Origin of the sequence: Kitasatospora sp. CM 4170, assembly GCF_032110285.1 — a bacterium.
GTDB lineage: Bacteria > Actinomycetota > Actinomycetes > Streptomycetales > Streptomycetaceae > Kitasatospora > Kitasatospora aburaviensis.
In genome coordinates this window covers 812331-833385 of record NZ_CP134877.1, presented here as the reverse complement: position 1 = coordinate 833385, position 21055 = coordinate 812331, and the positions used below count along the sequence as shown (strand labels likewise).

The window sequence follows — 21055 nt, the reverse complement described above, 5'->3', positions numbered from 1 at the left end:
GTCAGGGCCGGTCCGCGCGGTGCAGCCGGTCCTCGACATGGGTGACGAGCCGGCCCACGGTCAGGCCGATGATCTCGTCCAGCTCCATGTCGGCGATGAACTCGGCGAAGTTGATCCGGTCGCCCCAGCGCTCGCGCAGCATCCCGGCGAGGGTGACCAGGTCGATGCTCTCCAGGCCGAGGTCCTCGGTGAACCGGGTCTCCATGGTGACCTCGGCGCCTTCGAGGCCGTACTCGTCGAGCACGGCGGCCAGCATCCCGGTGATCTCGGTGAGGATCTCGGGGCCGGTGGGGGAGAGGTGCTCGCTGGTGGTCACGCCGTCCGTCCTTCGGGGTCGTGGTGGTCGGGGTGGTCCTGGTCGTTGGTGTCGTCGGTGGTCCAGGCCACGACGTGGTCGCGCCGCGGCAGGCCGGGCGGGCTGCCGACCAGGGTGCAGCGCACGTGGTGGGTGCGGAGCCCGTCCAGGGTGGTGACGGCGACCCGCAGGGAGTCGGGGCCGGCGGTGACCACGGTGAAGTCGTGCGGCCGACCGCGGAGCCCGGTGCCCTCGGCCTTGGCGACCGCCTCCTTGGCGGCCCAGAACCGGGTGAACCACACCTCCCGGGAGGCGCCGTCCATGGCCTGGCATGCCGTCAACAACTCGATCTCCCGCGGGAGAAGCGCGACGGGAAGGGTCTCGACCGGGCGCTCGGCGACCTCCTCCACGTCGATCCCGGGGCCCGGAGCTCCGGCGCTTCCGGCCGGGCGTGCGAGGGCGACCGCGATCTCGCTGCGGTGGGCGAGGGTGACCTCCAGGTCCGGCAGCAGCCGGCCGTGCAGGCCGCGCACCCGCGGGCGGCCGGAGGGGTCGTTGAACACCTGGATCTCGGCGGGGAAGGGCCGGTCGGGCGAGCCCTGCCAGAGCAGGCGCCGCACCGCGTCCTTGACCGCGATCCGCCCGAGCAGCCAGGCCCGGCGGCCGCGCGGCGGCTGCCGGTCGTACTGGTCGCGCTCGGCCGCCCCCAGGTGGTTGCGCATGATCAGGTCGCGGGAGGCGAGGTCGGGCCAGCGCTCGTGGAGCAGGACCCAGCCGCCGGGCTGCGGGGCGGAGAGGGTCGCGCGCTCGACGAAGCGTTCGACGGGCCGGGTCTCGGGGTGGCTGTCGAAGCGGCGGTCCTGCCAGCCGTCGATCTCCGCCCACACCTCGCCCCCGGCCAGGAGCTGGACGTCGGCTTCGAGGGTGGTGGGGGTGATCCCGGTGATGCGGATCCGGCAGTCCAGGTCGGTGCCCGGGCGCGGCTGCGGTCCGTACAGCCGTAGCCGGCGGATGCCCACGGGGAAGACCACGCTGCGCTCGGTGTGGGTGGCCATGATCCAGTAGCCGAGCAGCTGGCCGACGTTGTCGAGCAGCGCACCGGGCGCGGAGGGCGCGGTGATCACACCGCGTACGTGGTTCCCGCCGAGCTCGGTCAGGGCGGTCAGGCCCTGGAAGGCGGGGCCGTGGAACATCCACCGCTCCTCGTACAGCCGGGCGGCCGGCATCGGTGCCCGGCGGGTGCCCTCCGGCGGCTCGGCCGGCCACGGGGCGGGCGGGGCCGGGTGGCGGTCCGCCAGCTCCACGGTTCCGGTCGCGTAGGTGCCGAAGGCGGCGGCCAGCCGGCCGGGGCCGGCGTCCCGCAGGGTGACCTCCACGTCGAGCGGGGTCGCGGCCGGTACCCACCGGCCGAAGCGCAGGTCGTGCAGCGCGCGCGCCACCCGCCCCGGCCCGGCCAGCTCGGCGGCGTCCGTGAGGTGCTGGACGATCGTGGTGGCGGGGACGACCGGCCAGCGGTCCGACACGTCGGGCCAGCCCGGGCGCTGGCGGTAGAAGCAGTGGTCGAGCAGGTAGGGCATGGCGTCGGTCGAGATGCGCAGGCGGTGGCTCTGGTGCGGCTGCTGCCGGGCGGGGACGGCCTGCGCCGGCGCGGGTTGCTCCCGGCGCGGCGGCGGGGCAGCGGGTACGGGTCCTGCCGGGGCGGTCCGGCGCCGGGGCGCGGCGGCCGGCCGGCGGTGGGCGAGCAGCTCGGTGACGGCCCGTTCGGTGTCGCGCAGGAGGGCGCCGAGTTCGGCCGCCACCGGGTGGGTGTCGAGCAGCGCGTTCAGGGAGTCCCCGGGGGCGCGGGCCGGCGATGCGGGACTCGCTGCTACGGCGGCCGGCCGGGCCGGGGTGGTCGCCGGTGGCGGTGCCGGGGCGAGTTCGGCCCGCAGGGCGGCGACGGCGGCGGGCCCCAGCGAGACGAGAGCTCCGCCGAGGTCCAGCGGTACGGACGGGTGCGTGCGTGCCGCAGGGGCGGGGCGGGTGTCCGCGGCCAGCGCCCGGGCGGGCCGCAGAGCGGCCGAGTCGGGTTCGGCGCCCTCGACCCACAGGGCGGCGGCGAGGCGGCGCAGCTGGGAGAGCCCGTCGCGGTGCGGCGAGTTCGCGGCGATCACCAGGTGGTCCCGCCGGCCCAGGGTGTCACCCACCAGGGAGCCCAACTGGCCGGGGCCGACCTGGACGAAGGCGCGGAACCCGGCCGCGTACAGGGCTTCGACCAGTGGCCGGAAGCGCACCGGTTCGAGCAGGTGGCGCAGGAACAGGGAGCGCACCTCTGCCGCGGTGTCGGGGAACGGCGACGCCGTGGTCCCGGACCACACCGGCACGGTCGGCCGGTGCAGCCGGAAGCGTTCGGCGGCCTGGCGGATCGGGGCCAGGTAGGGGGCGAGCATGGGGGTGTGGAAGCCGGACCGGAAGGGCAGCACCTGGCCGAGCACGCCACGGGCGCGGTAGCGGCGGACGAGTTCGGCGACGGGCTCCCCGGGGCCGCAGACGATCGACTGCTGCGGGGCGTTGTCGTGCGACAGGACGACCTGCTCCATGCCTTCCAGGCCCGCGAGCGTCTGCTGCACGTCGTGGGCGGAGGTGCCGAGCGCGGCGAAGGCGAGCCCGGGGACGTGCAGCGCGTCGGGGTCGAAGGAGTCCAGGAAGTCGTCCACCTGCGTGCCGGAGTAGAGGCCGGCGGTGATCATGGCGGTCCACTCGCCGACGCTGTGTCCGGCCGCGGCATCGGGGCGCACGCCGATGCGGCGCAGGGCGGTGTCCAGGAGCCGTCCCACCGTGACGACGCCCGCGCCGTGCCGGCCGATGTCCTCGGTCCGGGTGCCGCCGGCCAGGGCGGGGCGGGGCAGGCCGAAGTGGTCGGCGACCTCGTCCACCCGGGGAGCGAAGTCGCCTTCGAGGCCGGGGAAGAGGAACGCCACCTTGCCGGGGCCGGGGGAGGCGGGGCCCAGCAGCGGCGCGGGGGTGAACCAGATGTCGCCGCGGCCGCGCCAGGGCCCGCCCCGCTCGACGGCGCGCCGGGCCGTGGCCAGCCGCTTCCCGGTCGGGGCGGCGATCGCCAGCCGGCACGGGGGAGCGGGAGGGCCACCGGAGCCGTTCGGCTCCGGCCGCCCGGCGGCCAGCACGGCGTCGTCGCCCGCGGACAGCAGTTCGGCCAGTTGCCCGGGGGTGTCGGCGGCCAGGTGGAGCACGCGCTCCGGCTCGGTCACCACGGTGGTGGCCCGGGGGGTGATCCGCCCGGCTGCCGGCACCGCACCCGCCACGACGGGCACGGCGGGGGGCACGGTGGTGGGCACGGCGGTGGGTACGACGGGCAGGGCGACGGGCAGCGCGACGGGGCAGGGGAGGGCCGGGGCCTGCTCCAGGACCACATGGGCGTTGATGCCGCCGAAGCCGAAGGCGTTCACCGCGGCACGCCGCGGGCCCCCACCGGGCGTCTCCCAGGGCTGCGCGGTGCCGATCGTGCGGAACCGGGTGGCGGCCAGCGCGGGGTGCGGGTCGTCGCAGTGCAGGGTCGGCAACTGCACCCCGTGGTGGACCGCGAGCGCCGCCTTGACCAGGCCGGCGATGCCGGCGGCGGGCATGGTGTGGCCGATCATCGACTTGACCGAGCCGAGCACCGCCCGCTCCCCGGCTGCGGCGGCGGGGCCGAACACCTCGGCGAGGGTGGCGAGTTCGGCCGCGTCGCCGGCCGGAGTGGCGGTGCCGTGGGCCTCCAGCAGGCCGAGTGCGTCCGGCGCCGCCGGGTCCAGGCCGGCCGCCCGCCAGGCCGCGCGGACGGCACGGCTCTGGCCGGCCGGGTCGGGGTTGGTCAGCCCGGCGGTGCGGCCGTCGCTGGCCACCCCGGTGCCGCGGATCACCGCGTACACGCGGTCGCCGTCGCGCTCGGCGTCGGCGAGCCGTTTGAGGACCACCATGCCGGTGCCCTCGCCGATCAGCAGGCCGTCGGCGCCGCGGTGGAACGGGCGGGTCCGCTGGCTCGGGGAGAGCGCGCGCAGCTGCGTGAACACGCTCCACAGCGTGACGTCGTGGCAGTGGTGCACGCCGCCGGCCAGGACCGCGTCGCAGCGCCCGGTCGCCAGCTCGCCGACCGCCTGGTCGACGGCGACCAGGGAGGACGCGCAGGCGGCGTCGACGGTGTAGGCGGGGCCGCGCAGGTCCAGCCGGTTGGCCACCCGGGAGGCGGCCAGATTGGGCACCAGGCCGATCGCGGACTCGGGGCGGTCGGGGCCCAGCCGGTCGGTGAACGCCTCGCGCACGCGCCGCAGTTGCCCGGCCGACAGTTCGGGCAGCAGTTCGCCCAGGGTGCGCACCAGCTGGTGCGCACCGCGGACCCGCTGGTCCAGGCGGACCAGGCCCGGGGTCAGGTAGCCGCCGCGGCCCAGGACCACTCCGACCCGGTCGCGGTCGGGCAGTCGGCCGCCGCCGCCGGCATCCGCGAGGGCCGCGTCGGCGACCTCCAGGGCGATCAGCTGGTCCGGCTCGGTGCCGGGGACGGAGGCCGGCATGATCCCGAACCGGGTCGGCTGCACCTGCGCCAGCCCGTCCACGAAGCCGCCGCGCCGGCAGTAGAGCCGGTCCGGCGCCGCCGGCCCCGCCACGGCCCCGGGGGCGTAGAAGTCGGCGTCCCAGCGCCCTTCGGGCAGGTCGGTGATCGCGTCGACGCCGTCGACCAGGTTCCGCCAGTAGGCGGCCAGGTCGGGGGCGCCCGGCAGCAGCACCGCCATCCCCACCACGGCCACCGGTGGCACGCGGGTGCCCGTCAACGGGCTCACCACCCGGACGCGGTGTAGACGACGGCGCGGGTGCCCGGTTCGCCCCAGGCCAGTTCCCGCAGCAGCGCCAGCGTGCCCGCCTGCGGGTCGATCAGGCGTACGCCGCGGCGGTCGTAGTCCTGGGCGAGCTCGGGGGAGACCATCCCGCCGTGCCGGCCGGTCGGCGCCCAGGGGCCCCAGTGCACGGTCAGCGCCCGGTGGCCGGTGCGCTCCGCCCAGCGGGCCCCGGCCTGTTCGAGCGCGTCGTTGGCGGCCGCGTAGTCGCTCTGGCCCCGGTTGCCGAGAGCGGCGGCGATGCTGCCGAAGAGCACGGTGAAGCGGGGTGCGGACGGCAGCTCGTCCAGCGCGTCGAGCAGCGCGGCGGCGCCGTCCGCCTTGGTGGCGAAGACCCGCTGGAAGGACGCGAGGTCCTTGTCGGCGAAGACCCGGTCCTCGATCACGCCGGCCGCGTAGACGACGCCGTCCAGCCGGCCGTACTCGGCGTGGATCTCCTTGACGGCCTGCCGCAGCGCGGCCGGGTCGGCGGCGTCGGCGCTCCGGTAGGCCGCGGTGGAGCCCAGGTCCGCCAGCTCCCCGAGCGTGGCCGCGACCTCTCGGCCGGCCAGCAGGCGGGAGGCCGTGGCGTCGATCCGGGACAGCGGGACGCCCTGGCGGGCGAGGACGCTGCGCAGCTCCGCCCGGTCGCGGGCGCCGGCGGTCGCCGGATCCTCCGGGCCGTCGGGCGCGGCCGTGCGGCCCAGCAGTTCCAGCCGGCAGCGGGAGGCGGCGGCGAGGGCGGCGGCGAACCGCGCGGTGATGCCGCGGGCCCCGCCGACGAGCAGCACCACGGCGTCGCGGTCCAGGCCCAGGGCGGCGGCCTCCGCCACGCCGTCGCCGGCCGGCCCGGCGCCCCGGCCGGCCACCGCGCCCAGACCCGCCTCCGCCAGCGTGATGCCCCGGCGTCCGGCCGGACCGTGCAGCACCACCGGCTCGCGGTCCTCCGCCAGCAGCTCTCCGACCAGCGCGTCCGGGGCCTGCCGGGCGGGGTCCTCGATCTCGACGAGTCGCACGGCGGTGTGCGGGTACTCGCGGGCCAGGCTGCGGAAGAGTCCGCGCAGTCCGTCGCCCCGCCCCTCGGCCTCCCGGTCGGGGTCGGGGCTGCCGGGTGCGGTGGCCGGTCGGGCGACCAGCAGCCAGCGCGGGTCGCCCGCCAGGGCGGCCCGCAGCACGGGCACGGCACCGGGCAGCACCGGGGCCCCGTCGGCCCGGAGCGGGTCCAGGAGCAGTACGCCGTCCACAGGGCCGTCCGCCGTGGACAGTTCGTGCGTCGCCGCGCGGGGGAGCACGCTCGCGCCGAGCGTGCCGAGCCGGGCGGTGAGGGCGTCGGCGGCGCCGTGGGCGTCGTCCCCCAGCAGGGCGAAGCGCTTGCCGGCCAGGGCGGCCTCGGATGCAGCCGCGGGGGCGGGCAGCGCGGTGGTGGTGAAGCACAGTCGCGCCGGTTCGTGCCCGGCGGGGGTCGGCGTGCCGGCGGAGTGTCCGGCGGGCGTCTGCGGTGCGGCCGGATCGGCGTGGGCGCCCGGGTGGGCCGGGTCGGCGTGGGCGCCGGGGTCGGCCGGGTCGGCCGGACCGGTGGGGGAGCCCGGTTCGGCACGGGCGGTGAGCCAGCGGGCGATGGCGAGGGCCGTGCGGGCCCGGGTCAGCTCCTCGACCTGCGCGTCGGTCAGCTCCGGCACCCCGCCCGCACCGCCCGAACCGCCGCCGAGCCGGCGGGCCAGCAGGCCCACGATCTCCGTCCGCTTGATCGAATCGATGCTCAGATCCGCTTCGAGGTCCAGCTCGGGTTCGATCATGTCCGCCGGATAGCCCGTGCGCTCGCCGATCACCTCGACCACCACCTGCAGCACCTCGTCCACCCCACCCGCGGCCACCTGCGCCGCAGCGGAGGCGGGAGCCGGGACCGGAGCCGGGGCCGGGGCCAGGGCCGGAGCCGGCGTCGGCAGCTGGGCGACGGCAGCGGCGTCGGCGACGGACGGCGCCGGCAGCGGTTGCGGCGCGGCCGGGGCGCCGGGACCGGCCCCGAGGTAGGTCATGAGGACGTCACGCTGGGCCGCGATCAGCTCCCGGCTGGTGCGCAGGAAGTCCGCGATCAGAGCGTCGCCGCTCTCGGCCGATCCGGTGGGCGGGTCGGGCTGCTGGGCCGTCATCAAGGTCTCCGGTACGCGTCGGGCCGGCGCGAGTGCGCCGGGTAGAAGGTCTCCTGCGGCGGTGCGCACCAGGTGGCCGTCCACCACCCAGCCGGGGCGGCGCGGGGGTTCGGCCCGGCCGGCCTCCAGCGCGTCGCGGCCGCGCAGCAGGCGGCCGGTGCGGACCGGCACGCCCGCGACCGCCAGCTCCGCCAGCGCGTCGAGGTATCCGGCCACCCCGCCGCGCCGCCGTTCGAGCGGGATCGCCCGGTGCGGCCGGTCCCCCAGGACGTCCGACACCAGGCGGGTGAGCACCGCGCCGGGGCCGGCCTCGACGAACACCCGGGCCCCGGCCCGGTACATGGCCTCGATCTGCTCCACGAATCGCACGGGCGCGCCGATCTGGGCGGCGAGCCCGGCGCGGACGGCCGCCGGGTCCGCCGGGTAGGCCGCCGCCGTCCGGTTCGACCAGACCGGGAACTCCGGGGCCCGCACGGTGCGCTCCGCCAGCACCGCGGCGAAGCGCGCGCCGGCGCCGGCGACCAGCGGGCTGTGGAAGGCGCAGGCGACCGGCAGCCGCTTGACCCCGTACCCCGCCTCGCGCAGCAGCGCAGCGGCCGCGGCCACGTCGTCGGTCGCGCCGGAGACGACCGTCTGCTGCGGCGCGTTGTGGTTGGCCGCCACCACGCGTCCGGCCAGCCCCGCCGTCGTCAACACCTGCTCGACGGACCGGGCGTCGGCGGTCACGGCGGCCATCGCCCCGGGGTCCGCCCCCTCGCCGACCTCGTCCAGGATGCAGCGGGCCCGCTCGGCGCCGATCGCCGGGAGGTCCTCGGCGGCGAGCGCCCCGGCTGCGCACAGCGCGACCAGTTCGCCGTAGCTGTGGCCGCCGGCCAGGTCGGGACGGACACCGGCCAGGGCCAGCAGTTCGTGGGCCGCGAGGCCCGTCATGCCCAGGACCGGCTGTGCGACCCGGGTGTCGGTCACCGCGGCGCGCTGTCCCTCGCGGGCCTCCGGGGTGAAGGCGGCCGGGGGGTACAGCAGATCGGCGTACGCCCGTCCGAGGCGCAGCTGACGCTGCAACTGCGGGAAGGCGGTGAAGAGTTCGGCGAACATGCCCGGCTTCTGGCTGCCCTGCCCGGGGAAGAGGAACGCGACCTCGCCGCCCGGGGTGCCGTCCGGGTCGGCCAGGTGCAGCCCGGCGCCCGGCGCGTGCTCCCCCGCCGTCGCCCGGCCCAGCAGGTCGACCAGTTCCGCGACGCTGGAGGCCACGATCGCGGCCTGCACCGGCCCGTGCCCCGCCTCCGCGCGCCGGGACGCGGCCAGCGCGAGGTCGCGCAGCCGCCACGGGGAGCCGTCGGCCCGGGCGAGCCGCAGCAGTTCGGTCGCCCCGCGCAGCGCCTGGGCCCGGTCGCCGCCGCGGAAGGTGAACAGCTCCGCCGGCCACTCCTGCAGGCCGTGGGCCGGCGTCGGGCCGGCGTAACCGCGCAGCACGGTGTGGAAGTTGGTGCCGCCGAAGCCGAACGCGCTGACACCGGCGACCCGTTCGGCCGGGGGGCTCGCCCAGGGCCGGGCCTCGGCGTGGAACACGAAGGGGCTGTCGTCCTGCCAGGCCGCGTTGGGCTGCCGCAGGTGCAGGGTCGGGGGCTTGACGCCGGTGTGCAGCGCCAGCGCCGCCTTGATCAGGCCGGCCAGGCCGGCCGCGCACTTGGTGTGCCCGATCTGCGACTTGACCGAGCCCAGCACGCAGCTGCCCGGTGCGGCTCCGGCTTCGGTGAACACCGCCTCCAGGGTGGCCAGTTCGGTGCGGTCGCCGACCACCGTGCCGGTGCCGTGCGCCTCCACCAGGCCCACCTGCTCCGGCCCGATCCCGGCCGTGCGGTAGGCCCGTTCCAGTGCCGCGCGCTGCCCCTCGGGCCGCGGTGCCGTCAGTCCGAGCGAGCGGCCGTCGCTCGCGCTGCCGATCCCCTGGATGACCGCGTAGACCCGGTCGCCGTCCCGCTCGGCGTCCGCCAGCCGCTTGAGGACGACGCAGCCCACGCCCTCGCCCAGCGCGATGCCGTCGGCCGACGCGTCGAAGGGCCGGGAGCGGCCGGTGGGGGAGAGCGCGTGCACCGAGGCGAACAGGAGGTAGTCGTTGATGCCGTTGTGCAGGTCCGCGCCACCGCACAGCGCCAGGTCGGTGGTGCCGGTGACCAGCTCCCGGCACGCGACGTCCAGCGCCGCCAGCGAGGAGGCGCACGCCGCGTCCACGGTGAAGTTGCCGCCGCCCAGGTCGAGCCGGTTGGCGATCCGCCCGGAGATGACGTTGGCCAGCATGCCGGGGAAGGAGTCCTCGGTCAGGACCGGCAGTTGCCGCGCGATCGGCTCGGGCACGCGGCCCAGGTAGGACGGCAGGACCGCGCCGAGCACACCGGCGTTCGACAGGTCGCTGCCCGCCTCGGCGCCGAACACCACGCCGGCCCGCGACCGGTCGAAGGCCCGCCCGCCGTCACCGACCCCGCTGTCGTAGCCCGCGTCGACCAGGGCCCGGCGTGCGGCCTCCAGCGCCAGCAGCTGGACGGGCTCGATGCTGCCCAGCGCGGAGGGCGGGATGCCGTAGGCCAGCGGGTCGAAGGGGATCCGGGGCAGGAAGCCGCCCCACTTGGAGGGCGTCGTACCGCTCCCGCCGTCCTGCGCGTGGTAGACCGCCGGGTCCCAGCGCTCGACGGGGACCTCGGTGACGGCGTCCACCCCGGCCACCACGTTCGCCCAGAACGCGGGCAGGTCGGGGGCCTGCGGGAACATGCCCGACATGCCGATCACCGCGATCTCCAGCGGCGCCGGCTCGGGCGCGCACGCCACTGCGCCCTCCAGGCGCTCCAGCGCCTCGGTGGCCGCGGTGGACAGGAAGGCGGCCGCGCGCGTCGTGACGGCGGCGTGCAGGTCGCCGAGCGTCGTGGTGGCCGAGCGCAGGACCGCGACCTGCCCGGCCATGAACATCCCGCGGTCCAGTTGCTCCTGCGCGCCGACGGCGACCAGCCCCTCCGGGGCACGGTCGACGCCCTTGCTGGCGACCCGCAGCCGTCCGACGTTCAGCTGCTCCAGCTGCTCCCACGCCTCGCGGTCGGGCAGGCCCTCGGCCCGCAGCCGGTCGCGGGTCGCCACGAACTCGCGGGTGAAGGGGCTGGGGACGCAGCGGGTGGCGTGGCCCGGTGCGGTCTGCAGCAGTTCCGTCCCCTCGGCGGCCACCACCTGTCGCTGGAACTGCGGCTGGACCGCGCCGAGCGCCACCGCCTCCTGCGTGAACAGGTAGGCCGTGCCCATCAGCAGCCCCGCCGCCACCCCGCGGTCCGCGAGCGGTGCGGCCATCGCGGCCACCATCGCGGCCGACCGCTCGTCGTGCACGCCCCCGGCGAACAGCACCTCGACCAGTGGTTGTCCCTCGGTCGGTGGCTGTCCTTCGGCCTGCGGCTGTCGTTCCACCGCGTCGAGGAAGTCCTCCAGGACCGCCGACTGCGCCTCCCACAGCGGGAAGCTGTGCTGAGGGCCGACGTGTCCGCCGCACTCGGAGCCCTCGAAGACGAATCTGCGCGCCCCGGCCTCCAGGAACTGCCGCAGCAGCCCCGGGGAGGGGACGTGCAGGAAGGTGCGGATCCCCGCCTCCTCCAGCACCCGCGCCTGGGAGGGGCGGCCGCCGGCGATCAGGGCGTGATCGGGGCGGGCGGCCAGCACCTCGGCCAACTGGGCGTTGCGCAGTTCCTCCGGCGCGAAGCCCAGGACGCCGACGCCCCAGGGGAGTTCACCGGCCGCGGCGCCGGTGCGGGCGAGCAGGTCGCGGGTGCCCCCGGCGTCGGTCAGTGCGAGGGCCACGAAGGGGAGCGCCCCGGCCTCGGCGACCGCCGCGGCGAAGGCGGGCTGGTCGCTGACCCTGGTCATCGGCCCCTGTGCCACCGGCAGCGCGGTGCCGAGCGCCCGGCTCAGCGGTGCCCGCGGTCCGAGCAGGGACGCGGCCGCTCCCTCGGGCGCCACCGACCGGAGCCCCGCCAGCACGCCGTCCCGTACCGCGCGCACCGCCGCGGCCGCCGTCTTCCACCGGGCGGCGAACCGCTCGGCCAGGAACCCGTCCTGACCGATCGCCAGGATCATGGACGGGTGGGCCGGTTCGCCTCTTCGGCTGCGTCGCAGCACTCTGCGGCCGTCGACCACGCCGGTCTCGGAGCCGTCCATGCCGCGCACCACGGCCGCGGCCTCGTCGGAGATCGCGGACTCCGCGAGCAGGGCCAGCTGGCTGTCGAGGACCACACCCGCCGCTCCGCCCGCCACCGCGGCGGTGGCGGTGCGCGGTCCGATGCCGCCGCAGGCCCAGACCGGCAGGTCGATCCCGGGGGCCGCCAGCACCTGCTGCAGCAGGACGAAGGTGCTCAGGTCGCCCACCCGGCCGCCGCTTTCGCAGCCGCGGACGACCAGTCCGTGGGCGCCGGATCGCACCGCCGCCAGGGCCGCCGGAAGGTCCGTCACCTCGACCAGCACCCGGTAGCCGTCGGCGAGCCGCCCGACGTCCCAGCCGCCGGCCTCGGAATCCACCACCACGGTGTCCACGCCGGAGTGCTCCGGCGAGCCCAGGTCGTCCGGCCCGAGCCGGCAGCCGTCACCCACCCGGACCCCGAACCGGCCCGGGGCCCGCTCGCGCAGCGCGGCGAGCTCCTCGCGCGCCCGCCGATCGCCGGTTCCCAAGTCCAGCACTCCCAAGGCGCCGGCTCGGCACACGGCCTCGGCGAGGCCGGCGTCCGGCTCTTGGAACGGGGTGATCCCAATGACCAGATCGGCCGAGGGGACAGTGGGCCTCATGGATTCTCCGTAACAGTCACGGTGCAGGGGCCGGCCAAGGACATGGCGCGCCCGCTGTCGGGGCGCGATGGCGCGATTTTCCTGAATGGGACGTCCGGGCTCGGGGGATGCTACCCACCGGTAAGGCCTAACAGGTTAAAGCCGAACATCGTGTACATGTCAAGCATGCGGCACATGTGCAACGCGCGACAGACCGGCATCCTCCGGTTCGCACCGCGGCCACCTGCGCCGTTCCCCGGGCGGACCGACGGCGGGGTGTGCCGGGTCGCGGGGTCTCTTCGGGCCGGCGCCGGAGACCGCGGAGTTCGGCGGCCGTCGCCGCGGCGTGCCCGCACTCGTACGGACCCGACCGAGCCCCACTAGGATGTGGCACCGTCGCGAGTGATCCATCTGCGCACGAAGCGTGCGCACGGGGTGAGAGAAGAGGTGTGCCGTGCCCGAAGCAGAATCCGGTGCGTCCACGCTCGCAGCGAAGCTGGACCGGTTGTTCGACGTGGTCCGCCGTCCCGACCGTGAACCGTACAGTCACGAGGAGGTCGCCCGGGCCTGCCGCGAGGCGACCGGGGAGAGCTTTTCGGCCACCTACCTCTGGCAGCTCCGGACCGGCCGCCGGGACAACCCGACGAAGCGTCACCTCGAAGCGCTGGCCCAGTTCTTCCAGGTGCCGCCCGTGTACTTCTTCGACGACCGGCAGAGTGCCAGGATCGCCGAGGAGCTGGCACTGCTCGGCGCGCTGCGCAACGCCGGGGTGCGGGACGTCGCCCTGCGTGCCGTGACCCTCTCGCCCGAAGGCCTCGGCACGATCAGCGACATGATCGAGGCCATCGCCCGCCGGGAGGCCGGCGGCAGGTAGCGGCCTTCGCGGTGAAGCGGATTCCCTCGGGGTTCCCGCGTCCGTAGGATCGCCTCCCGATCGAACGCCAGGGGGGCGAATCGTGGGGTATTCGGGTGGGGTTGAGCAAGGGCTCTGGCGGCGGTGCAGAGGGGTCGCGGAGTCGATCCCGCTTCCCGAGCCGTTCGGCATACCCGCGCTGACCGAGGCGCTCGCCCTGCGGCGCGGCCGACCCATCGAACTGATGCCGCTGTCCGGTCCGGAGCCCTCCCTGTGCGGGGTGCTGATCAGTACCGACCGGGCGGACTACATCGGCTATCCGGTCGCCACCACGGCACTGCATCAGCAGCACATCGTGCTGCACGAGATCGGGCACCTCCTCTGCGGCCACACCGAGGCCTCCGGGCACACCGGGGGCTCCGGACACAGCGGGCACTCCAGGAACTCCGGCCACACCGAGAACTCCGGGCACACCGGCGCCGCCGGGCTGGGCAGCGCACTGCCGCACGTCCTGACGCCCCGCCTGCCGGAGGAACTGGTGCGCAGGGTGCTCGGCCGCTCCGGGTACACGGAGCGGCAGGAACAGGAGGCCGAGCTCGTCGCCTCGCTCGCACTGCACCGCGCACTGCACCAGCCGTGCTTCCTGGCGGTCGGCCAATTCGCCGACCAGGTCCGACGGTTGCGTCACGTCTTCGGGCTGCCGTCGCGCCGCCGCGGCGCAGCGCGCCGTGGGTGACCGGTCGGCCGGCGTCGCCGGCTGCCTCGCCGGTGCGGTCGCGCTGCTCGGCACGGTGTGGAAGGTCCTGGCGGACCGGGGGCGCCGGTCCGACCCGGCGCTCCGCTACGGCTACGCCTGCGGGGTGCTGATCGGGGCGGGGATGGCGGCGAGCACCCCGGCCGCGGCGCCGGTGCTGGCCTCCGTGCTGCCCGACCCGAGCCACCTCACCCTGATCGCGGACCAGTTGAAGGTCGCCGCATCCGGAGCACTGGCGATGATGGCCCACGCCACCCGGCCGGCCGCCACGGCCCGCCGCGCCGTGCGGCGGCAGGCCGTCCTCACGGCCGCCACCGTCGGGCTGGGCATCGCCGCCTTCGTCGCCGCCTCGCCCGTCCGGGAGGGCTCCGTGGTCAGCGTCGGCGACGCGGGCAGGCCGGCGCTGGCGGCGTACGTCGTGCTCTTCGCCGTCCACACCGCAGGGTGTCTGGCGGTCTTCGGAACCCTGATCGGGCGTTGCGCACGGCGCCTGCCGCCCGGGGCCCTCCGGCTGGGCCTGCGCCTGATGGCGCTCAGCGCGCTGGTGGGCCTGCTGTGGACGGCGGACAACCTGCACGACCTGGCGAACGTCCTCACCGCGGGCCGTGAGAACGGTGCGGAGAGCAGGGTGTCCGCGGTGGCGGGCGCCGTCTGCATCACGCTGGGTTTCGCCGGAGCGACCGCGTCGGCCTGGGCCGACTGGGCCGGACGCGCGCGGGCCCGGCGTGACCACCGTCGGCTCGGTCCGCTCTGGTCGGCGCTGCGGACGGCGCTGCCGGAGATCGAACTCGTCCCCCCGGAGCGGCTGTTCGGTGGCCGCAGGGGCCGCCGCCGAGGTGACGTCCGGTTCGCGTTGTACCGGCGGATCATCGAGATCCGGGACGGCCAGCTCGCCCTCCGCCCCCACGTGCACCCGGCGGTGGCGCTCTGGGTGGGGGAGGTCGTCGGCCCCGCCGAAGGGGAGGAGCTCGCGGCCGTGGTGGAGGCGGCGGCCATCGCCGCCGGGCTGGAGGCGGCCCGGGCCGGGCACCGCTTCCCCGTCGGTCCCGGCGGGGGATGCGTGCCGCACCCGGTGGCGGCGGACGTCCGCGAGGAGGCGGCGTGGCTCGTCAAGGTGGCTGCCGCGTACGCCGGTTCGCCCGCGGTGGCCCACGTCCGCGGCCGGGTGCGGGGCGAGCTGGGCCGCGCCGCGGTACAGCGCTGACCCCGTGGGACCGCCCCGCCGCCCGGCATCCAGGGCCGGGCGGCGGGGCGGTGCTGGTGGCGGCCCGGCCGGGTGCCGGGGCCCGATCAGGCGTGGGCCAGGTCCGGCATCAGCTCGTACACCTGCTCGGCCGAGCCCGGATCGGCCTGCAGACAGGCGAGCAGTTCCTCCCTGGCGGTGTCCGCCCGGTCGAGCCCGATCAGGCAACGGGCGCGCTGCAGACGGGCGTCCACGTCCTCGGTCGAGCCGAGGATCTCGTCGAGCAGCCGTAGCGCCTCGCCGTAGCGCCCGGCGTCGTGGTGGACCACGGCCAGGTTGAACTGCATGCCGGGATCGCCCGAGAGCTCGACCGCGCGGGCCAGATCGGTGCCCGCGCCGTCCAGGTCGCCCTGCTGGTAACGGAGTTCACCGCGCAGCGCCCAGGCCTGGGGGTACTCGGGATCGACGGCGAGGGCGGCCTCCCAGGCTTCGGAGGCCGCGTCCGCGTCCCCGTCGGCGGCCAGCAACTGACCCTTCAGGCTGAGGAGCTGCGGGCTGGCCGGAGTGGTTGCGAGGCCGGCCAGGACCTCGTTCCAGGCGAGCCGGTGCTCCCCCGACTCGACGAGCAGGGCCGCCCGGTTGAGACGGGCGTCGGCGAATGCCGGGTCGAGCTGGAGGACGTAGCCGAAGTCCGCCACCGCCGCCTCGGTGTCGCCGAGCTCGGCCAGGACGTCGGCCCGGTTGAAGTACGCCTCGGGGAACGGCGGAGAGAGCCGGATGGCCCGGTCGTAGTCGGCGAGCGCCTGCTCCGGACGGCCCAGGTCGCGCCAGAGCATGCCGCGGTCGAAGTAGTACTCGGCGTAGTTGGGATCGCACTCGATCACCGCGGTGTAGTCGGCCACGGCTTCGGTGCGGCGGCCGAGGCCCGCGTACACCTGCGCACGGTTGTAGCGCAGCACGGACCGGTGCAGCGCGTGCTCGTGGTCCTCCAGGGTCTCGTCGAGCCGGGCGATGCAGGCGTCCAGCAGCGAAAGCGCCTCCTCCAGGCGGCCCTGGTGGACCTCGATGAGCGCGAGCCCGTTGCGGTTGAACACCACGCGCGCCTCCCGCTCCTTCGGCTCGGGGTGCCACTTGGCGAAGGCGATCGCCTGGTTCACCCAGCTCCGGGCCAGCTGGTGGTCGCGCCGGTCGGCGTCGAAGTGCCGGGTGTGGAGCATGGCCGTGGCGTACGCGGCCTGCATGTGGACCTCGGGTGAGCTGCTGAGGGCCCGGGCCGAGTCGTACAGCGGCAGTGCCAGTTCGGCGAGGCCCAGCGCGGCGTAGGAGGTGGTCATCTTGGTGGTGAAGGCCCACCAGTGGGTCGGGTTGCTCTCGTGGGTGACCAGCCGCCGGCCGCGCTCCCCGAGGTCGAGGACGGCGTGGTAGTAGCCGAGGTCCATGCAGTGGTCGAGCGCGTGCCGCAGGGTGTCCGCCCCGGTGCCGGACGGGTCGCCGCCGTGTTCCGCGTGCCAGGCGATGGCGCCCAGCCGGAGGGAGGACTCGCCGGTCGTCTCCAGCTCCGCCCGCCGCAGGTCGTGCAGCCGGGCGCGTTCGGTGGGCGACAGGCCCAGGTAGGCGGCGAGCTCGTCCGGGTCGTCGCCGACGCCGTCGCCGTCGACGTAGCGGCGGCCGAGTGCGGCGCCGTCCGCAGCCGGGGAGGGGGCCTGCGCCGACCGGCCCCGGTCGGACCGGCCGCCGGGGTCCGGCGGTGCGGTCACCTCGCACCAGGTGGCGAGGGCGGTCGGAAGGTCCTCGCTCCCGATGCCGGCCGGGCGCTCCGGCGGTTCGCTGCCGGTGGTGACGACCACGGTGAGCAGCGCGGGATCGATGCGGCGCAGCAGGACGGCGAGGAACTCGGCGTCGGTCGGGTCGGCCCGGTGGGCGTCGTCGACGACCAGCGAGCGCGGGCCGGACCCGAGCGCGCCCAGGTACGCCTCCAGGAACTCGACCAGGCCGTGGGCGATCCGCAGGGTGCGCAGCGCGGAGTAGAAGCGGGTGCGCTCCTTGGGCACCGCGAGGGAGGTCAGGGTCTCGCGGGTGGCGGGCACCAGGTCCCGCAGTTCCGGCGTGGTGGAGAGGATCTCGATGTCGTGCCCGGTGACGGCCTCGGGGCAGCGCGCGAGCGCGTCCGGGACGATCGCCCGCAGGATCGAGCCGACGGCGGTGTAGGGCCCGCGCAACCGGCGGTCGGCGTTCACCGCGGCGAGCACGGGCGGCAGGCCGAGCCGTTCGCGGGCGTCGACGCGGGCGGGGCGCCCGGCGGCGCGGACCCAGTGATGGCGGTGCTCGGCCATGACACAGCTGCCTTTCGTGCGGTGGCGCAGGGGCGAAGGGGCGTGCGGGGCTCAGGCCGACCGGGCGGCACGGCGCTCGCGGGCGGCGAGCACGACGACGGCCGCGGTCTGCGCGAGACTGAGCAGCATGAGGGCGAGCGAGTCGAGGCGCCCGGCGAGGGAGGCCTGGCCGGTCAGGCGCAGCCACATGTCGTGCAGCATGCGGTACGCCGTCGGTACGACGACTCCGGCGAACATCGTGAGGGTGAACGCGTAGCCGACCAGCATCAGCCAGGCGTACCAGCGCGCGACCCTGCGGTCGACCGGGTGGTGGGCGGAGAGGTCCAGCGGCGGCCTTCCGGTCGCCCGCCGAGCGGCGTTCCGCAGTACGTCGGTTGCGGCGGCGTGGAGGTTCACGCAGCCCAGGACCGTACTGAGCAGGACGTAGACGTCGGTCCGCAGGTAGAAGAACCCCTGCCAGGCGAGGCGCAGGGCCGTGGCGTAGGCCATCGCGAGACAGAGCGACGCGACCGCTCCGCCGGTGTCGCGGGTCGCGTCGGCGACCAGGGTGAGCACGGCGATCACCAGGGCGTCGGCCAGCATGCCGGCCATGATGGGCAGGTAGCGCTTCCGGCGCGGTACCCCGACCAGCCCGTCGAGGGAGGTCTCCAGCACCAGGTAGACGAGGCGGCGGCCGATCGAGAGCCGCGAGCGCAGGCCGAGCCGGCGGCCGGCCAGGGCGTGGAAGGCCTCGTGCAGGGCGAGCAGCGGAACCTGGCCGACGAACAGCATCAGCACGACGAGGGTGTACGACGAGCTGAAGAACAGGTTGTCGACGCGCGGGACCAGCTCGGGCACGCGGATCATCTCGGCCACCGCGAGGGCCGTCACGAGCGCGTAGCCCACGAGGGCCGGTGGGCTGAACACCACGCGGCCCAGGCGCTGCCAGCGCACCGGCGTGACCGGTCCGGCAGCCGCGTCGTCGCCGCCGGGGCGGACGAGGTCGAGGTCGACGAGCGTCTCGATCAGATCGGCGATGTCGACGCTCTCGCCGCGCGTGGTCCGGTAGTTCTCGGCGGCCTCGCGGGGCGTGAGGCCCTCGGCCAGCATCCGGACCAACTCGGCGCCGTCGGCGGGGAAGACGGCGTAGGTGTCGGTCTCCGGGCTGCCGATGGTGACCTCGTCGGCCTCCGGCAGGTACACGAGCTGACGGAGCGGTACCGGCCGGTCCAGGTCGAGTCCGGGGGCGGTGGAGCTGCTGTCCGTGGAGGAGTGCACGGATCCTCCTGCGCGAGGTAGGCGGGGGCGGGGTGGAGCGGTGCCGGCCGGACGTGGTGTCCGGCCGGCACCGCGTTCCCCCTCTGCCCGGGGGGATCGGGTCAGTTCTGCACGGCGCAGGACCACGGCAGGTACAGCGCACGGGCCGCGCTGGTCAGGCGGACCGGGCCGGCCTTGCGGACGACGATCTTCTTCATCGCACACACCTCCTTCGGTGACTGGTCTTCAACGGCGCCATCAGCTGATGTGAATGGCATGTTGAGAGCAATTCACATCAGCTTGGGCGATGGGCCAAGACTGATGAGGATGCGGTGATCGTGTCAATGGATCGGAATTCCCCGACCTGGGCAAGATCTGAGCCTCCATCAGGAACCTCCAGGTCGACGGCAGTGCGGAGGCCTCGGGGGTCCAGGGGCAACTAATAAACTGAAAGGAGTGCTTTGGATGGCACCATCCACATGAGCTGATCCCGCGGGACGGGTCCGGTCACAGGGGCGCGGGAATGCGCAGTGACGGCCCCGGGCGGGCCGCAGGCGCGACGGCGATACTGGAGGTGAGCGCCGTGCGCCCGCGCGGCGGCGAGAGGGGCCCGGCCATGGCTGCTGCTCCCAGGAAGCGGTCCGACGACCGGCGTGCCAGAACCGAGGCGATGCACGAGGAGGACCTGCGGCGCAAGCGCCGCCGGAAGATCGTGTACTCGGCGGTGGCCGGCCTCATCGTGGCCGGCGTGCTGGCGGGCGGCATCTGGGCCGTCACCACCGCCGACGACAGCGCGCCCACGAGCAAGGCCCCGATCGCGGGCGTCCAGACCTTCGGGATGCTCGGACGCACGCACGTGCAGACGCCGGTGGCGTACCCGCAGACGCCACCCGTCGGCGGCGACCACAGCCCGGTCTGGCTCAACTGCAACGGAGACGTCTACACCGAGCCCGTCCCGAACGAGAACGCCGTCCACTCCCTGGAGCACGGCGCCGTCTGGATCACGTACAACGACCAGGCCTCCCCGGCCGACGTCGCCGCACTCGCGGCCAAGGTCCAGGGCAAGCCGTACACCTTCCTGAGCCCCTACCCGACGGAGCAGGGGAAGATCACCCTCACCGCCTGGGGCAACCAGCTGGTGGTGGACAGCCCGAACGACCCCCGCGTGGACGCCTTCCTCGCCCAGTACGTGCAGGGGCCGCAGACACCGGAGCCCGGCGCCCCGTGCACGGACGGGCTCAGGCCGTAGCGTCCGGCGCGTCCGGCACCCTCGGCCGGGGGCGGTGCCGCCCCGTGCCGGTCCGCGCCGGCCGGGTCGGGCGGGGCTGGGATGCGGCAGGCTCCGTCCGGGCGCAGGGTCGAGGTATGAGCGGAGTGATCGTGCTGGTCGAGCTGGAGCCGTCGACCGAGGTGCTGGACGCGGGCGAGGTCGACGTCGGGGCCCGGGTCCGGTGGGTGCACGCGGCGCCGCCCGATCCGGACGTGCCGGAGGACCCGGGCCCGGTCACCTTCTGCGGGATCGACACCCGGGATCTGGAGCGGGAGCCCTACCGGCCGGCCGGGCCGGGGGACCCCTGGTACCCGCCCTCGCAGCGGACCAGACGCTGCCGCGAGTGCGAGGCCGCGCTCAAGGCGCTCTGACGGCGGGCGGGGCCGCGTCCCGGGCCGGCCTCCGGGCGGGTGTCCCGGTGGGGCTGCCCGTTCGGGCAGCGGGGCCTGCCCGGACCGGGCCGGTCAGGAGGCCGCCTCGACGATGCGGCCGTCCTGGAGCTCGATCACCCGGTCGGCGAGCTCCATCAGGGTGGGGTCGTGGGTGGCGACCAGCGCGGTGACGCCCTCGCTGCGGACCACGGCGCGCAGCAGCTGCATGATCGCGCGGCCGGTCTCGGAGTCGAGCTGGCCGGTGGGCTCGTCGGCGATGATCAGATCGGGTTCGTTGGCCAGGGCGCGGGCGATGGCGACGCGCTGCTGCTGCCCGCCGGAGAGTTCGCCGGGGCGCTGGTCGGCGTGGTCGGCCAGCCCGACCATGGCCAGCAGGGTGCGGGCCCGCTCCTCGCGCTGCGCGCTCGGGACCTTGCGCAGCCGCATCGGCACGCCGACGTTCTCGGCCGCGGTGAGGACGGGGATCAGGCCGAAGGACTGGAAGACGAAGCCGATCCGGTCCCTGCGCATCGCCAGCCGGGCCTCCTCGTCCAGGCCGGCCAGCTCGGTGCCGTCCAGGGCGATGCTGCCGCCGGTCGGGTTGTCCAGGCCGCCGACCAGGTTGAGCAGGGTGGTCTTGCCGGAGCCGGACCGGCCCTTCAGTGCGGTCAGTTCACCGCGGCCGATCGAGAAGGAGACGCCGCGCAGCGCGTGCACGGCCCGCTCGCCGCTGCCGAAGCTGTGACGGAGGTCGGTGACGGCCACCATCGGCGCGGTCGTGGACGTGGTCACGGTACCGACCGGTTGCTCTGTCATTCGGCGTCCCCCCTGGCTGGATGTCGGTTCTGCGGTTCTGCGGCTCTGTCGTTCTGCGGCTCTGTCGTTCTGCAGTGGCGCGGTTCGGCACTCATGAACGCGAATTCCATGATGTGTCCATGACCGTCTGACTGCACGTCAACATGGCCGCGCATGCTC

Annotated in this window: 11 protein-coding genes; 5 read left to right on the top strand and 6 right to left on the bottom strand. The window is 75.5% G+C overall.

Annotated features, from left to right (window positions below; translation table 11 throughout):
* Position 1: 1 nt before the first annotated feature.
* Genes RMN57_RS03670 through RMN57_RS03660 form a run of 3 tightly spaced genes read right to left on the bottom strand, consistent with a single transcriptional unit; the run spans position 2 to position 12101 of the window.
* Positions 2-316, bottom strand: coding sequence for an acyl carrier protein (locus RMN57_RS03670; RefSeq protein WP_380234939.1), 315 nt, complete (start codon positions 314-316; stop codon positions 2-4).
* Positions 313-5100: a polyketide synthase gene (locus RMN57_RS03665; protein WP_313761899.1), complete on the bottom strand. Its 4788-nt coding sequence runs from the start codon at positions 5098-5100 to the stop codon at positions 313-315. Before RMN57_RS03665 ends, RMN57_RS03670 begins: the two co-directional genes overlap by 4 nt.
* A 5-nt stretch (positions 5101-5105) precedes the next feature.
* The gene (locus tag RMN57_RS03660; RefSeq protein ID WP_313761898.1) at positions 5106-12101 is read right to left on the bottom strand and encodes an SDR family oxidoreductase; all 6996 of its coding nucleotides are present in this window, start codon (positions 12099-12101) and stop codon (positions 5106-5108) included.
* Between the two features lie 433 nt (positions 12102-12534).
* Here RMN57_RS03660 and RMN57_RS03655 point away from each other — a divergent pair, with 433 nt between their 5' ends.
* From RMN57_RS03655 to RMN57_RS03645, 3 genes are all read left to right on the top strand, one after another.
* Positions 12535-12954 (top strand): helix-turn-helix domain-containing protein, encoded by a 420-nt coding sequence (locus RMN57_RS03655; RefSeq protein ID WP_313761897.1) that lies wholly within the window; start codon positions 12535-12537, stop codon positions 12952-12954.
* Between the two features lie 82 nt (positions 12955-13036).
* On the top strand, positions 13037-13669 hold the full coding sequence (locus RMN57_RS03650; protein ID WP_313761896.1) for a ParH-like protein: 633 nt from the start codon (positions 13037-13039) through the stop codon (positions 13667-13669).
* Entirely contained in the window at positions 13662-14891 is a 1230-nt protein-coding gene (locus tag RMN57_RS03645) for an MAB_1171c family putative transporter (protein ID WP_313761895.1), read from the top strand. The genes RMN57_RS03650 and RMN57_RS03645 overlap by 8 nt, the downstream gene beginning before the upstream one ends.
* 86 nt (positions 14892-14977) lie before the next feature.
* Here the strand turns inward: RMN57_RS03645 and RMN57_RS03640 are convergent, their stop codons facing one another.
* Together RMN57_RS03640 and RMN57_RS03635 are read right to left on the bottom strand one after the other, a co-directional pair.
* Positions 14978-17203, bottom strand: coding sequence for a tetratricopeptide repeat protein (locus RMN57_RS03640; RefSeq protein WP_313761894.1), 2226 nt, complete (start codon positions 17201-17203; stop codon positions 14978-14980).
* 51 nt (positions 17204-17254) lie between these two features.
* Entirely contained in the window at positions 17255-18460 is a 1206-nt protein-coding gene (locus tag RMN57_RS03635) for a hypothetical protein (RefSeq protein ID WP_313761893.1), read from the bottom strand.
* A 595-nt stretch (positions 18461-19055) separates the two neighbouring features.
* Between RMN57_RS03635 and RMN57_RS03630 the strand changes: the two genes are divergently transcribed.
* Both RMN57_RS03630 and RMN57_RS03625 read left to right on the top strand, forming a co-directional pair.
* Positions 19056-19688 carry a DUF3105 domain-containing protein gene (locus RMN57_RS03630; RefSeq protein ID WP_313761892.1) on the top strand — a complete coding sequence of 211 codons (633 nt, stop codon included), beginning with the start codon at positions 19056-19058 and terminating at the stop codon, positions 19686-19688.
* A gap of 116 nt (positions 19689-19804) precedes the next feature.
* Entirely contained in the window at positions 19805-20080 is a 276-nt protein-coding gene (locus tag RMN57_RS03625) for a hypothetical protein (RefSeq protein WP_313761891.1), read from the top strand.
* Positions 20081-20173: 93 nt separating this feature from the next.
* Here RMN57_RS03625 and RMN57_RS03620 read toward each other — a convergent pair whose 3' ends face one another.
* Positions 20174-20896, bottom strand: coding sequence for an ABC transporter ATP-binding protein (locus tag RMN57_RS03620; RefSeq protein ID WP_313761890.1), 723 nt, complete (start codon positions 20894-20896; stop codon positions 20174-20176).
* Positions 20897-21055: the final 159 nt, after the last annotated feature.